General features: G+C 60.0%; 10 protein-coding genes and 1 pseudogene. 5 read left to right on the forward strand and 6 right to left on the reverse strand.

The window, feature by feature from the left end:
• Nucleotides 1-246: 246 nt before the first annotated feature.
• The 4 genes from HBH25_RS09850 to HBH25_RS09865 all read right to left on the reverse strand — a co-directional run bounded on the left by HBH25_RS09850 (nt 247) and on the right by HBH25_RS09865 (nt 6,614).
• Complete coding sequence (locus tag HBH25_RS09850) at nt 247-813, reverse strand: TetR/AcrR family transcriptional regulator (protein WP_168083734.1); 567 nt, start codon at nt 811-813, stop codon at nt 247-249.
• Nucleotides 814-1,041: 228 nt separating this feature from the next.
• Nucleotides 1,042-1,743, reverse strand: coding sequence for a glutathione S-transferase family protein (locus HBH25_RS09855; RefSeq protein WP_168083735.1), 702 nt, complete (start codon nt 1,741-1,743; stop codon nt 1,042-1,044).
• A 286-nt stretch (nt 1,744-2,029) separates the two neighbouring features.
• On the reverse strand, nt 2,030-4,252 hold the full coding sequence (locus HBH25_RS09860) for a M10 family metallopeptidase C-terminal domain-containing protein (RefSeq protein ID WP_267874375.1): 2,223 nt from the start codon (nt 4,250-4,252) through the stop codon (nt 2,030-2,032).
• 226 nt (nt 4,253-4,478) lie between these two features.
• On the reverse strand, nt 4,479-6,614 hold the full coding sequence (locus tag HBH25_RS09865; RefSeq protein WP_168083737.1) for a M10 family metallopeptidase C-terminal domain-containing protein: 2,136 nt from the start codon (nt 6,612-6,614) through the stop codon (nt 4,479-4,481).
• Nucleotides 6,615-6,993: 379 nt separating this feature from the next.
• On the opposite strand from HBH25_RS09865, the pseudogene HBH25_RS23705 reads away from it, so the two are divergent.
• Nucleotides 6,994-7,944, forward strand: a pseudogene (locus HBH25_RS23705) (methyl-accepting chemotaxis protein); the annotation flags it as partial.
• Nucleotides 7,939-8,805 (forward strand): methyl-accepting chemotaxis protein, encoded by an 867-nt coding sequence (locus HBH25_RS23710; protein WP_425503037.1) that lies wholly within the window; start codon nt 7,939-7,941, stop codon nt 8,803-8,805. The pseudogene HBH25_RS23705 and the gene HBH25_RS23710, both read left to right, overlap by 6 nt.
• A 139-nt stretch (nt 8,806-8,944) precedes the next feature.
• Here the strand turns inward: HBH25_RS23710 and HBH25_RS09875 are convergent, their stop codons facing one another.
• Nucleotides 8,945-9,163 (reverse strand): hypothetical protein, encoded by a 219-nt coding sequence (locus tag HBH25_RS09875; RefSeq protein ID WP_168083739.1) that lies wholly within the window; start codon nt 9,161-9,163, stop codon nt 8,945-8,947.
• A gap of 189 nt (nt 9,164-9,352) precedes the next feature.
• On the opposite strand from HBH25_RS09875, the gene HBH25_RS09880 reads away from it, so the two are divergent.
• From HBH25_RS09880 to HBH25_RS09890, 3 genes are all read left to right on the forward strand, one after another.
• A complete protein-coding gene (locus HBH25_RS09880) occupies nt 9,353-10,573 on the forward strand; it encodes a zinc-dependent alcohol dehydrogenase (protein WP_168083740.1) in 1,221 nt (406 codons plus the stop codon).
• Nucleotides 10,574-10,663: 90 nt separating this feature from the next.
• Nucleotides 10,664-11,755: a glycosyltransferase family 4 protein gene (locus tag HBH25_RS09885; RefSeq protein WP_168083741.1), complete on the forward strand. Its 1,092-nt coding sequence runs from the start codon at nt 10,664-10,666 to the stop codon at nt 11,753-11,755.
• Nucleotides 11,748-12,800: a hypothetical protein gene (locus tag HBH25_RS09890; protein ID WP_168083742.1), complete on the forward strand. Its 1,053-nt coding sequence runs from the start codon at nt 11,748-11,750 to the stop codon at nt 12,798-12,800. Before HBH25_RS09885 ends, HBH25_RS09890 begins: the two co-directional genes overlap by 8 nt.
• On the opposite strand, the gene HBH25_RS09895 is transcribed toward HBH25_RS09890, so the two are convergent.
• Complete coding sequence (locus HBH25_RS09895; protein WP_168083743.1) at nt 12,775-13,668, reverse strand: glycosyltransferase family 2 protein; 894 nt, start codon at nt 13,666-13,668, stop codon at nt 12,775-12,777. The two genes, HBH25_RS09890 and HBH25_RS09895, sit on opposite strands and share 26 nt — an antisense overlap.
• Between the last annotated feature and the right edge of the window lie 64 nt (nt 13,669-13,732).

A 13,732-nucleotide genomic window follows, 5' to 3' on the forward strand; every position in this document is an offset into this window, starting at 1 on the left:
CCGGCTTAAGCATGCCGGAGGTATACCCGACTTATGCTGTGCGTGGATAATGTCTCCAAACGAAGGTAGTGACTCGATCGCTACCTGCCAGGATTTTCATATTAATTCACATGAGCCGGGTTGCCTGTCTAAACATGGAAGCTTGGCCTTGAATAGGCCCATCCTACGGCTTCCAAGCTTGGAGGTGGCCGGCTGCAACTGCATACCCAGCCAGCCCTGGGCTATTGCCTTTGCACAAATTAACAACTACTGGCGCGGTAGCGGCCCATACAAGCGGTAGGCCTGAATCAGGCTGTCGAACAACGCAATGTCTGAACGGCTCCTGGCGATGAGCTGAGCACCGGCCACTGCGGAAAAGATGGCGCGGGCGCGTTCGTCGCTATCAGCCGCGTCGCAGCAGTGTGCGGCCACTAGCAATTGGCTCAGCCAAGCGATATTGACCTGGGCAAAGGTTTGAATCTCTTCAACCATCGCCGGGGGGAGGTTATCGGTTTCAGCCCCTACGAAACTGCCGAGGCAAAGCCGGTTATCCGCTTCAAGCGAGCGCCGGAAGATTTCGGGGAAGCGGTGCAGGGCTTCAAGGGGCCCTGGCGTTTGCTCAGAGAGGGCCTGCAAGGCTGCAGCACCGTCCTGCCAATAGCGCTTTGCAACAGCGGTGCCCAAATCAGCCTTGCTAGGGAAATGGTAGTAGATGCTGGCAGGCTTGATGCCAACTGCCTGCGCCAGGTCGCGAAAATTCAAGCCATTGTAACCCTGTGACTGGGCGATGTTTCGGGCAGCCAGGAGTATGGCCTCGCGGGCGTTGGTGCTCATTGTCATGCCTTTGATGCGTCAGACGCGGTTTTGGAAAATCCAGGGCTATCTTAAAACAGAAGGCGCCAGTACCGCCTATTTCAGTTGAAGGCGCAGCGGGTAAGCGCTACGCACTTACTTGACCAGCGCGCCTCAAACACACCCGGCTTCGCTCGATTTGCCCCCGCCCAACACGTGCAAAGGCCCCCTACCTTTGGCGGCCTTAGTGTTGATAACGGCCTGAAGAAATCAGGCCCCTGGCTCATCCAGCTCTGGCAGGCCGCTGCTACGGTCCGCATACGCTGCCTGGAAGCTTGGGCGCTTCTTCCAGCGCTGCCAGTAAGCATCCAAATGCTCGAAACGCTCGTCCAATGGCGTGGCATTCACTGGGAACTTGGAAAAGGCAATCGCGGTGGCCAGTGTGATATCTGCAAACGTAGGCTCAGTACCGCCCAGCAGCCATTCCCGGCCGTCTGCCAAATGACGGTTGACCAAGGCTGCATGCATCAAGGCCTCCTTACGGCAATGCTCACCCCACGCCTCGTTCTTCGTCAGCTCCAGCTTAAAGCCAAGCCCCGTATGCAGCACATGAAACGCCGTGACAATCCGATAGAGGATATGCACCCAAATACGGTTATCCCACATGGTGTCCAGGCCCTGCTCCAGAGCACTCTCGCCCATGATCTTGCGGCCTGGGTAGGACTGGTCGAGAAAACGAGCAATAGCCGGCGTTTCAGAAATGAAGCTGCCGTCCGCCAACTGCAGCGTAGGGGTTTCACCCCATGGGTTCATGTTCAAGTGACGCCAGCCGCGCTGCTCGCCCCCGGGCGTCATGTCATAGACCGTTTCATCAAACTGATCGGCAATACCTTTTTCATGCATGAACAGGCGGAGCCGCTGAGGGTTGGGAAAAGCAGAAGGCGAGGTAAACAGCTGTAAGTTGGAGGTCATGGGGCTGTCCTGGAGAGAGGAAAAAATCTTGCCTAACAATCGTTAGGTAGATAAACCTTAGGTGTTGATCGGCGCGCAGTCAAGTGCCTACCTAACATTTGTTAGGCGGGCGCTTTTCATTTGGCCGACAGGGCGCATTTCAGGAGGGGGCTTACCGTACACAACGTGTTGTGTACGGCTTGATGAGGACCGGTCGAAGCCGAAGGGGGAGGCCGGGAACCTGCTGTAAGTCAGGCGCCCGGCCAGGTCCCTTTGCCTAGGCCATGGCCCTAGTTCGTTTTAAAGGCTAGCCCACCACCCCATGGTGTAGGGTGTCCGCGGCAACCCCCACCAGCGCCACTTCACTCTGGGCAGGCGCAAACACGATGTTGCTGTCGTCCAGCTTGTCGGACCAGTTACCAGTGAGTGCAATTTCGAAGCGGTGGCCTCGGGCATCGGCGTCTACGTCCTTGAGGTAGGTCCGGTCCAGGGCCTGGTTGTACACCACCTTGAGGGTGGTGCCTGTGCCATTACCCAGGCCGGTATAGCCTAACGCCGCCACATCGATCAGGTCTCGCTCAGCCGAGAAGTCGGTGATCAGGTCGCTGGCGCCCTTCACGCTGTCACTGCTGCTGCCAAAGTAGAATGTGTCTGCGCCTGACCCGCCACTGAGCCTGTCTGCCCCCGCGCCGCCCACAAGCCTGTCGTCGCCGGAACCGCCATTGAGCCGGTCGTTACCGTTGCCGCCCAGCAGCGTGTCGTTGCCGCTGCCGCCGTCCAGGGTGTCAGCACCGGCACCGCCAATCAGGTAGTCGTTGCCGCTGCCGCCATTGAGGGTATCGGCGCCGGCCAGGCCAGCCAGTGTTTCGCTGGCATCGGTGCCAACCAGGGTGTCACTGCCACGAGTGCCTTGCACAAAGGTTTCAAAGTCACTGGCATTTAGGCGGCCTAGGTAATTGCCCGCCAGTGCCAGTTGGAAGTACTGCCCATCGCTGTCGGCATCGAGGCTTTGCAGGTAGGTACGGTCCAGGCTGGCGTTGTAGATAGCGCGCAAGGTGCCGTCATGGCCATCGCCCAGGCCGGAAAGGCCGAGGCTGGCCAAGTCGAGCCGGTCCTCGCCGGGCGTGAAGTCCGTGATCAGGTCGCTGGCGCCGCGTACGCTGTCGCCGGTATGAACGAACCGAAAGGTGTCGGCCCCGGCACCACCGGTCAGGCGGTCAATGCCTGCACCGCCATCAAGAAGGTCAGCACCGGCGCCGCCGACCAGGCGATCGGTGCCCGCATTGCCATAGAGCAGGGTGTCTGCCCCATCCGTTGCGGTGAGCCTGTCATTGCCGGCCGTGCCTGTGGCCATCAAACTGTAATGGTTATTGAAGGCACTGCTGCTAGAGCTATAAAACACTGTGGCGGGATCGCCCAGGCCGCTGAAGTCGTTGTCGAATACGGTGGTGAGGCCCACATCCTTTTCGTTGCGCTCGGTTACGGCATAGCTAGCATTGCCACCCGTGATGGTGTTGTCGTGCACCTTGTTGCCGTATGTGAAATCTGTAGCGGTAACATCCGTGTCTTCAGAGGCTTGTATGGTCACTTCCGCGTTGCCATGGGTTACGGCGTTGTTGTAGAGGGTGCTGCCGGCGATATTGGTACCTGAACTACCGATCAGGCCTATGCCAGCGCCGCCATTATCGTGCACCGTAACGTTGCTCACGCTGCTGGAGTCGACCAGTTTGAGCGCTACGCCTTCGTTTGCGTTGCCATACACCTCGCCACCGGTGATCTGTACCTCATCGTCAGTTTCTTCGCCCTCTGCGCCTTGGACGAGAATACCGCGGTCACCATTGTTCACGGCGTCGTTATCGGCCAGGTTGGTCTGGTAGTTGTCCAACACCACGGTAAAACCGTTGCGGCCGTTGTTCTCGCTGAGGTTGTCATGGAAGCCGCCAGCGTCTACGTACGGGTTGAACACGCCCACCAAGTTAGCATGGAACCCATCCAGGCCGTTTCCTCTGGCCACACAATCGGTCACGTTCAGGCCATACGTATTCTCTTGTACGTTGAGCCCGTTCCCGCTGCAATTAGCCAGGGTTACGCCGCTAAGGGTAATGTTTGTGTCCGGGTTGTCCCGGTAGGTTTCGCCGCCCGTGGTAAAGCCATCCACACGGCCGCTAGTGTGTGTGCTGTTGCCGTCAATGGTGAGGTCCTGCAAACCGGCACGCAGTGTTTCACCACCGGTTTGCACGATACCCGAAATGGCCCGTTCCGAGCCATCAGCCAGCTTGAGGCTGGTCGCGCCGGCCCCATCACCCTTAAGGATGATATCGCTCCCAAGCCACACGCAGACATTCCGGGCCGGCTTGGGGCTGACGATGTAGGTTCCTTCAGGCAGGTAAACCTGGGCATTGATGAGTTCGTCAGCCGATCCAATAGCGCTGCCGGCGGCATTGATGGCGGCCTGAATGGCGGCGGTATCATCGGTGACGCCATCACCGACGGCGCCATAATCACGAACATTGAAGTAGACAGTGGTCATAGGAACTCCTGTAGATGCGAGCTGATCCCAGGGTGCATGTGCCCCCGCCCAACCGCGCATCCTGGCTTTTGTATGGGGGCGGATACAACAGTAGTTCAAGTTGGCCCGGTTGGATCACAGTTTCTAAAAACCAGTAGCCGTCTGTCGTTGAATGGTACTAAGGAAGAGGATTAACGGCTGGGAAGGGGGGGCAGCGTTGCGCTACCCCCCCAGGTTTTAACCGGGCCTAGCCCACGGTGCCGTCGTGGGAAGTGTCGGCAGCCACGCCCACCAGTTTCACCTCTTCATGAGCGGGGGCGAACACCATGTTGCTGTTGTCCAGTTCCTGCGACCAGTCACCGGTCATGGCGATTTCGAACCGATGGCCTTGGGCGTCGGCGTCCATGTCCTTGAGGTAGGTACGGTCCAGGGCCTGGTTGTACACCACCTTGAGTGTGTGATCGGTGCCATCGCCAAAGCCGGTGTAGCCCAAGGCGGACACGTCGATCTTGTCGCTGTAGTCGGCGAAGTCGATGATCAGGTCCACCATGCTCTTGGTGTCGGTTCGGTAGCTGTCGCTCGCCGCGGTGTAGAGGAAGGTGTCATCGTTCTCGTGCTTGCCGTTGAACAGCTGCACAGACAAGTCGTCACCGCCATTCAACCGGTCTGCACCTGCGCCACCGATGATCACATCCGAGCCCAATCCGCCGTTGATGGTGTCGTTGCCACCCAGGCCACGGATGACCTCCGAGAAAGCGCTGCCCGTGATCACGTCACCCTTGTCGGTGCCGTCTACGGTAGGAGTGGTGAACACCAGCTGGGTGCTGGTCAAGCGGGCCGCCAGGTCGCCGTCAAGCGCCAGTTCGAAGCGCTGCTCGTCGCCGTTGGCGTCGTAGCTTTTGAGGTAGGTACGGGTGCCTTCGGTGTTTTCCACCACCGCCAGGGTGCCGTTGTGGCCATCGCCAATGCCAGTGAAGCCTAGCTTGGTCAGGTCGATGCGGTCCTGGGAGGGGTCAAAGTCCACAATACGGTCGCTGCTGTTTTGGGTTGCAGTGCGGAAGCTGTCGCTGACCTGGGCGTAGCGGAAGATGTCCGCGCCTGCACCGCCAGCTAGCACGTCGCGGCCGCCATTGCCTTGCAGTAGGTCATCGCCGGCCAGGCCGTGGATGACTTCAGCGGTGTTCAGGCCCAGCAACGTATTTTGCCCATTTGAACCGTCCAGGTGGGCAGTGCCGTCCTGGCTGCCAAAGGTAGTGTCCAGTGAGCCGTCGGCGTTCAGGCGAACGGCGCTGAAGGCTCCGTTCACGTTCAAGGAACTGGTGCCGGTGACTACGATTTTGCCATCAGGCTGCACGCTAACCGCACTGGCACCATTCGAATGGGCGTAACCCGTCGCCTCGGGGATCGGGGCGAACGTGGTGATGCCGTTGTCACCGAAGGTGGTATCGAACGAACCATCGGTATTGAGCCGCAGGATGGTCCCTGCGTGATTGGTGCCTTCACCTGCCACAATGATCTTGCCATCGGCTTGAACGGCAACGTCGGAGTAGTAGTTCAGGCCCAGGGCGGGGTTGAACTGCAGCGTACCATTGCCTGCGAAGCGAGTGTCCACCGTACCATCTGGGTTAAGGCGCTGGAGGCTGTACACGGGGTCGCCAGGTACAGAAATAGTGCTGCCCGGCACGTCATAGCCGCCTACGTACAGCCAGCTGCCGATCACCACACTGCCATCGGCTTGCACAGCCGTGGTGATGTTGCCGTTTTCATAGTCCCCGGTAGGGTTCAGTGCCTGGCGGCCCTGATCGCCAAAACTGTCTACCAGCTGGCCGTCTTCACTGCTTTTGAACAGCTCCGTCTCGTGTTCGCCTCGCGTGCTGATATAGAAGGTGCCGTCCGGGTTGACGTCCAGGGCCGTGCCCTCTGGGTAGTAATCCAGCTTTAACACCAAGGCGCCGTTGGTGCCAAAGCTGCTGTCCAGGCTGCCGTCCAGGTTGAAACGCTGCACCGTGTAGCCTGCGGAGGTGTGGTCGGCAAATAACACCTTGCCATCGGCCTGCGCAGCCATGATGAAGGTGGCGTCTTCGCGGTCCAGGTTGGCGGGTAGTACTGCAATGCCACTGTTGCCGAAGGTGGTGTCCAGGCTGCCATCGGCATTCAGGCGCACCACGGTACGGTCCGAGCGAGTGCCATAGGATTCATCCCCAGGGGCGCCCGAATAACCCACGTAGTTATGCTGGCTGAAGCCGGCCAGCAGCATTTTGCCATCCGGTAGCAGCGTCATGCTCCGGGCGGTATCCGTGAGCGCATTCACGTCGACCACGACACTGCCCGGGCTGGTGCGGACGGTGTGGGTGTCGGTCGTGGTGTTGTAAGTCGAGGCCATTGTGTATCCCTTAGGCGTAGGTTGAAAACGTGGAGCGTGGCGCGTTGCAGACGCGCGTGCACCTTTATAGGGCCCGGAATTGGCTGTGAAGTTGCCTTAAGGCCGTGTCAGCGGTTTCAAACCGTCTATCTGCATAGGATCCATACCCCCTCATCTTTTTTCTCGCCAGGCCGTTAACGTGGCTGCCCACTGCGCACACGATGGCTGAAGTGGTGCCTTATGCGGGGCGACTCTTTCCGGTTCAGGGATAAAAATAATGAATGCGATACAGAGCATGTTTGCCAACCTGTCTGTCAGTAGGAAACTGGCAGTGGGGTTTGGGATTGTGTTGGTGCTGACAGTGATCACGACTGCCATCGGGCTCAAGAGTACCGATCGGATGATTGCCAGTGCTGACGATCTCCAGAGCGTAAGCCAGATCGAGCGCTCCTTGCTTGAGGCTGGAATGGTCCGCGAGCGTTTCATTGCCCAAGGCGAAAAAGCCGATGCGCAATGGCTTGAACATTACATTGTGGAACTGAACGGGAAGATCGCTGATGCACTTGGCGCTTTGCCCGAGCGCCAGCGCCCCGAGTTGACGCAGATGCAGGCCGCCACCCAGCGCTACGAAAAAGCCCTTAACCAACTGGTTGCAGCCCAAGCCAGCCGGGACAGTGCTCGCGCCACCTTGGTGACTAACGGCAATAATGCGTTCAAGGCGTTCGATACCCTTCAAGACGCACTGTTCAAGGTGGCCTTGGGCACGCCTGGCACCCAGCAGGTTGAACAGGTACAGCGGTTAAGCAAAACCTATCAGCAACTGCTTCATATCCGTTACCTGGTACGCGGCTATATTTTCGAGCAAAGCGACAAGTCGCTTGCTGCCGCGAATGAAGCGCTGGACAAGGTGGCCACTGACCTCAAACAGCTGATCGCTGATACGCCTGTGGACCAACGCGACGCGCTGATCGCGGCCGACAACTTCCTTGGGCAATACCGCGCCGCCTTTACAGCCTTTACTCAAGGCATTGTTGCCAGCCAAACCGCAGCCCGTGACATGTCCCAACAGGGTGCCGCCATGCGCGAGGCCAGCCATCGCATTCAGGAAAGCCAGAAGGCCATCCGTGATCAGGACGAAGGCAGCGCCAAGGCGCAGCTGTTTATCGGCCTGGGCGTCGCGCTGGTGATTGCGGTGTTGGCGGCGTGGTTGATCACCCGGCAGATCGTCTCGCCGCTTAACGCCGTGGTGAGGGCGGCCAACCGGATTGCCAAAGGTGACCTCAGTGAAGACGTGGCCACCGACCGCGCCGATGAGCTCGGCCAGCTGCAGCGCAGCACCCAGGCCATGGTGAAGAGCCTGCGCGGCCTGATCGGCCACATCGGCGCAGGTGCGGAGCAGATCAATGATGTGTCTCGGCAGCTGTTGCAGATCACCGACGTAGGCAAGGCAGGTATCTCGCAGCAACGTACTGAAACCGACCAGGTGGCCACGGCCATGAATCAGATGGCCGCCACCGTACAGGAAGTCGCCGCCAATGCGGCCCAGGCCTCCTCAGCGGCAGAAGATGCTGATAGGGAAGCTCAGGAAGGTGACCGCAAGGTTAACCAGGCTGTGAGCGAAATGGACCGGCTGGTGGGGCAGATGACTTTGGCCTCTGAAGCGGTACAACAGCTGCAGCAGGAAAGTGATCACATTGGTAGCGTACTGGATGTGATCAAGGCCGTGGCCGAGCAGACCAACCTGCTGGCCCTCAACGCCGCCATTGAAGCAGCCCGTGCCGGTGAGGCAGGGCGGGGCTTTGCGGTGGTGGCCGACGAAGTGCGTGGCCTGGCCAAGCGCACCCAGCAGTCCACCACCGAAATTGAAACCCTGATCAGAAAATTGAAAGGGGGCGTGGACAACGTCACCACCTTGACCAGCAGCAGCCGGGACTTGACCACGAGCACATTGGCCTTGGGTAATGACGCCGGGGCCGCCTTGAAGCGCATTACCTCAGCGGTCTCCAGCATTCAGCAAATGAACCTGCAAATCGCAACGGCTGCGGAGGAACAAACCTCTGTGGCCGAAGAGATCAACCGCAGCATTTTGAGCGTGCGTGACATCGCCGAGCAAACGTCCCGCGCCAGTGACGACACGGCGCATTCAAGTGCCGGCATGGCAACGCTGAGCGGGCAACTGCAACAGCAGATTGCTCAATTTCGGTTGAGCTGAACAGCAGGAGGCGGGGCGAGGTCGCACGGCGGCAGCTCTATGTCCCCGGCCTCCACTTTTGACTACGGCCGGCCTCACAGCAAGCCTAAAAGCTGAGGCCGTACCCTCAGAGTGAACGAACCCACTCTGTATCAACCGCTTACTTGCCCAGCTGCCGCTCGACTTCAGCGTTCTTGCGCTCAAGTGTTTCAGCGTCCTGTTCCATGCGTTTGATAGAGGCGGGCGTGATCACTTTGTCCACATCATCGGTATCCGTGCTTTCAGGTTGCGTGATATCACGCTTTACCACATCGACCGGCTTGCCTTGGGTATCGGTTACCAGGGCCTCGGGGTGCTCTTGGGTCTCTTGGTTGTTCATCAACGTCTCCAGGCTTGGCAAAAAAACACGCCCTAGCGCAACGCAGGGCAGGCAAGGGTTCGAGTGCACGGGCCTTGCTTGGTTCGACCCAAAAACGCCTGCGTGCCACTCATCCGCCATTGCTTTCGATTTATGAACCATTGCCCTGGCGCCTCGCTCAGCATTAGGAACCACTCAGAGGGCATTACCATGCGTGCACTTACCTATCACGGCGCCCACAGCGTAAAAGTCGATACTGTTCCAGATCCGGTGATTGAGGACCCTGAAGACATTATCCTGCAGGTCACGGCTACGGCCATTTGCGGTTCGGACCTTCACTTGTATCGGGGCAAGATTCCCAGAACCGAGCACGGTGACATTTTCGGCCATGAATTCATGGGCATCGTGGTGGAAGCCGGTTCAGCGGTGACCTCGGTGCAGAAGGGTGACCGGGTCGTGGTGCCGTTCGTGATTGCGTGCGGTACGTGCTTCTTCTGCAACCATGACCTGTTCGCCGCCTGTGAAACCACTAACACAGGCCGCGGCGCGATTGTGAACAAGAAGATCGTTCCCCCTGGCGCTGCCTTGTTCGGCTTCAGCCACCTTTATGGCGGCATCCCTGGCGGCCAGGCCGAGTATGTGCGGGTGCCGAAGGCCAATACGGGGCCGTTCAAGGTACCCAGCACCTTGGCCGACGAGAAAGTACTGTTCCTTAGCGACATTCTCCCTACAGCCTGGCAGGCGGTCACCAATGCCGGCATTGGCCAGGGTTCGAGCGTGGCAATCTACGGCGCCGGGCCAGTAGGCCTGTTGGCGGCTGCTTGCGCAAAAATGCTAGGCGCGGAAAAGATCTTTATGGTCGACCACCATGCCTACCGGTTGGCCTATGCCGAACGGACCTACGGCGTGATTCCCATCAACTTTGATGAAGATGATGACCCTGCCGAGACCATTCTGGAACAGACCCCAGGGAACCGTGGTGTCGATGGTGTCATCGACGCAGTAGGCTTTGAAGCCAAAGGCAGCACCACTGAAACCATCCTGACCAACCTCAAGCTGGAAGGCAGCAGCGGCAAGGCCTTGCGTCAGTGCATCGCGGCCGTCCGCCGTGGGGGCGTTGTCAGTGTGCCGGGTGTTTACGCCGGGCCTATCCATGGCTTCCTGTTTGGCGACGCCTTCGACAAAGGCCTGACCTTCCGCATGGGCCAGACCCATGTGCAGAAATACCTGCCCGAGCTGCTGGGCTATATCGAGCAAGGGAAACTGGCCCCTGAGGCCATCATCACCCACCGCTTGTCCTTGGAGCAGGCTGCCGAGGGGTACAAGATTTTCGACAAGAAGGAAGAAGATTGCCGCAAGGTGATCCTTACCCCCGGTACCCCAGACGTCGTGATCCCTGAGCCTGTCACAGGCGGTGGTGTGCTTGCATAAGCCAAGGGTGGTCTAACCCCCGCGTATAGCCCCGGCCTGAAGGTGAACAACTCAAGCGCCGGGGTTTTCTTTGTCACTGGATGACCCTCGATGCCTGAGCCTGAAGATGCTGCCAGTACTGCTAGCCTGCCACCTGTGCCCCCGTTACGCATTGGTGTGATTGCCCATATCCAGTTTCCTATTCGCCAACCCTTTGCAGGGGGGCTGGAAGCGTTCACCCACGATATCGTGCTAGGCCTGCGCGAACGCGGGCACGACGTGACGCTGTTCGCACGTGATGGCAGCGCAGAAGCGCTGAACGTGGTGCCCATTATTGAGTACCAGTGCAAGCCCATCAGCTTGAGCGAAGGGTACATGGCGGAGCACCACGCCTACCTGGGATTGATGCAGCGCATCGATGCCATGGGTTTCGATGTGATCTTCAACAACGCCTTGCACTATGTGCCGGCTACGATGACCAGCCTGCTGCGCACACCCATGCTGACGGTGCTGCATACGCCACCGTTCTTTGAATTGATCAATGCCTATGGCAATGGCCGCGCGGCTGGCCACTTCTGTACGGTGTCGGCTGCCAATGCGCGGAGCTGGCGACACCTGCTGCCCGACTGCGCCGTTATCCCCAATGGCATTGACCTGGACGGCTGGGCACCGAGTACGGAGCCTACCGGGGACCACGCACTTTGGTTTGGCCGGCTGGTGCCTGAAAAGGGCGCGCACCTGGCTATCGAGGCCGCGCGGTTGGCGGGCATGGAAATACACCTGGCTGGCAACATGGCGGACGATGAATACTTCCGCAGCCATATCGAACCCTTGCTGGGCCCGCAGGTGCACCACTTAGGGCATCTGTCCCGGGACAAGCTCGCCAAGGCCCTGGCCCATGCCAAGGTGGCGCTGGTAACGCCTTGCTGGGATGAGCCGTTCGGCCTGGTGGTGGCGGAGGCACTGGCCTGTGGTACGCCGGTAGCGGCCTTCGACCGAGGTGCTATCGCAGACCTGGTGACCGAAGACACGGGCGTGGTCGTGCCTGCCAACGACACAGCAGCCTTGGCCAAGGCGATGATGGTCGCCGCGGGCAAGTCGCGCCAGGCCTGCCGCGAACAGGCCGAACGCAATTGGAGTTACGGCTTGATGCTCAGCCGCTACGAGCAGTTGTTGACGAAGGTGGCGGCCAGCCATGGGTGACGTGCATATCGCCTATTATGTGCATCATCACGGCGCTGGGCATGGGGTGCGGGCAGCAACCATTGCGGCTCAAATGGGGTATCCCGTCACCCTGATGGGCAGCCAATTGCCTGCTGGGCCCTTTGCTTCCCACATACAAACGTTGCCCTTGCCGATGGACACGGCGGAGGGTGCCGAGGAGGGTGAACTGTCGTGCCTGCACTACGCACCCTTGGGCGTACAGGGATTGCGCGAACGTATGGCCATGATGGCGCAGTGGTTCAGCACCCATTGGCCCTGCGTGCTGGTGGTAGATGTTTCTGTCGAAGTAGCTGTATTCGCCCGGTTGTGCTCGGTGCCTGTGATCTACTTGCGACAGCAAGGCCAGCGTGACGATGCGGCCCACCAGTTGGCCTATGAAAGCGCTACCGCGTTGCTTGCGCCTTATCCCGAGGCGATGGAAGATCCGCGACTGCCTGAGGCATGGCGCGCCAAAACCCATTACAGCGGCTGGCTGTCGCGCTTTGCCGAGCAGAGCCCCGCCGACCCCCAGCCTGGCCGTGTGCTGGTCATCTGTGGGCGTGGGGGCAATGGGCTGACGCCAGCGTTGCTCAAGGCTGCGGCGCTGGCCTGCCCGGCGTTCGAGTTAAGGGTTGCCGGTGTGGACGTGGCGTTGCTGGCAGACGGGCCGCCCAACCTGGTACCCCTGGGGCACCTGGAGAACCCTTTGGATGAGTTACGCCACGCAGGCGTGGTGCTGGGCAGTGCCAGTGACAGCCTGGTGTCTGAGGCGGCCTCCCTGGGGTGCCGGTTTGTGGCAGTGGCGGAGGACCGGCCCTTCGATGAGCAGCTGCATCAGGCTCGGCGTTTGAATGAGCTGGGGGTGGCCATCGGCCTGGACGCTTGGCCTGCACCTGAACACTGGCTGGCCGTACTGGATCAAGCGTTTGCCCTGGATGGCACCCGGTGGCGCCAGTGGGCAGACGTTGCCGCCAGTGCACGGGCGGCAGCGATCATTCAGGAACAGGTGCAGGCGTTGGTCAAAAGCCTTGGCGCGCTGTATTGAAGCAGGCCTCCACTTCCTCCTGTTCCGGGGTTCTGAGCACGTCGAGCGTTGTGCCTTCCCAATGCACCAGGCCCCGCTCGGCAAAGCTGCGCAGCCAGCCTTCCATGGGCCACACGTTCCACCGCTGGTGAAAGCGCCGGGCATTGCTGATGATGTCGTGGAAGTGGTTCAAGGGCGGGCTGTAGGTGGGGTGATACTGGTGAAACGCCAGGGCCTCGGCCACGCGCAAGGCGACCTTGCGATCCTGGGCGCGGAAGGCGAAGTCCGTGTCTTCAGCGCCGTAGCCTGTGTAGCCCTCGTCAAACCCGCCGATGCGTTCAAATACCGCCCGGGTGCAGGCGAAGTTCAGCGACCAGAACAGCGCATGCTCCATTTCATCCCCCGGCTCACCCCGGTACACACTCAGCGGATGGGCAACGCTCTGGGCTTGCAGGCTGGCTTCGGTCCAGCCAGGCGCGTTGGCACCTTCAGGCAAGTAGCGCACGGCACCCAGGTGCAGGTCGTGGGGGTAGGCGGTCAGCGCCGCGTGGTAGTACTCCAGCATGTGTTCGGAGGGAATGCAGTCCACGTCGATAAACACCCAAGGGCCGCTGGCGGGTAGCCCGATTACCGCATTTCGTGCCCGGGCCAGCGGTAGGCCGGTGGTATCTTCAAGGCTCAGCTCATGGATAGGGAAGCGGTCGCTGTGCAGGCCCGCTACCGGCTCGTTCATGTGAATCACCCACACGCTCTGTGGCAGCAGGGTCGAATGCTCCAGCCCGGTCAACAGGTTATCCAGGTGGGCCCGGCGGCCGTGAACCAGAGTGATCACATGAACCCCGGGCGCCGGGGCTATGGCGGCCGTAGTGTTCAAGGTAGGGGCTGTCATGGCGTAGGCTCCGGAAACAGAAAACCAAGCGGTGGTTGGCGGTGCGAGGGCGTTGCACGTACCA

Origin of the sequence: Pseudomonas quercus (genome assembly GCF_012033695.1) — a bacterium.
GTDB lineage: Bacteria > Pseudomonadota > Gammaproteobacteria > Pseudomonadales > Pseudomonadaceae > Aquipseudomonas > Aquipseudomonas quercus.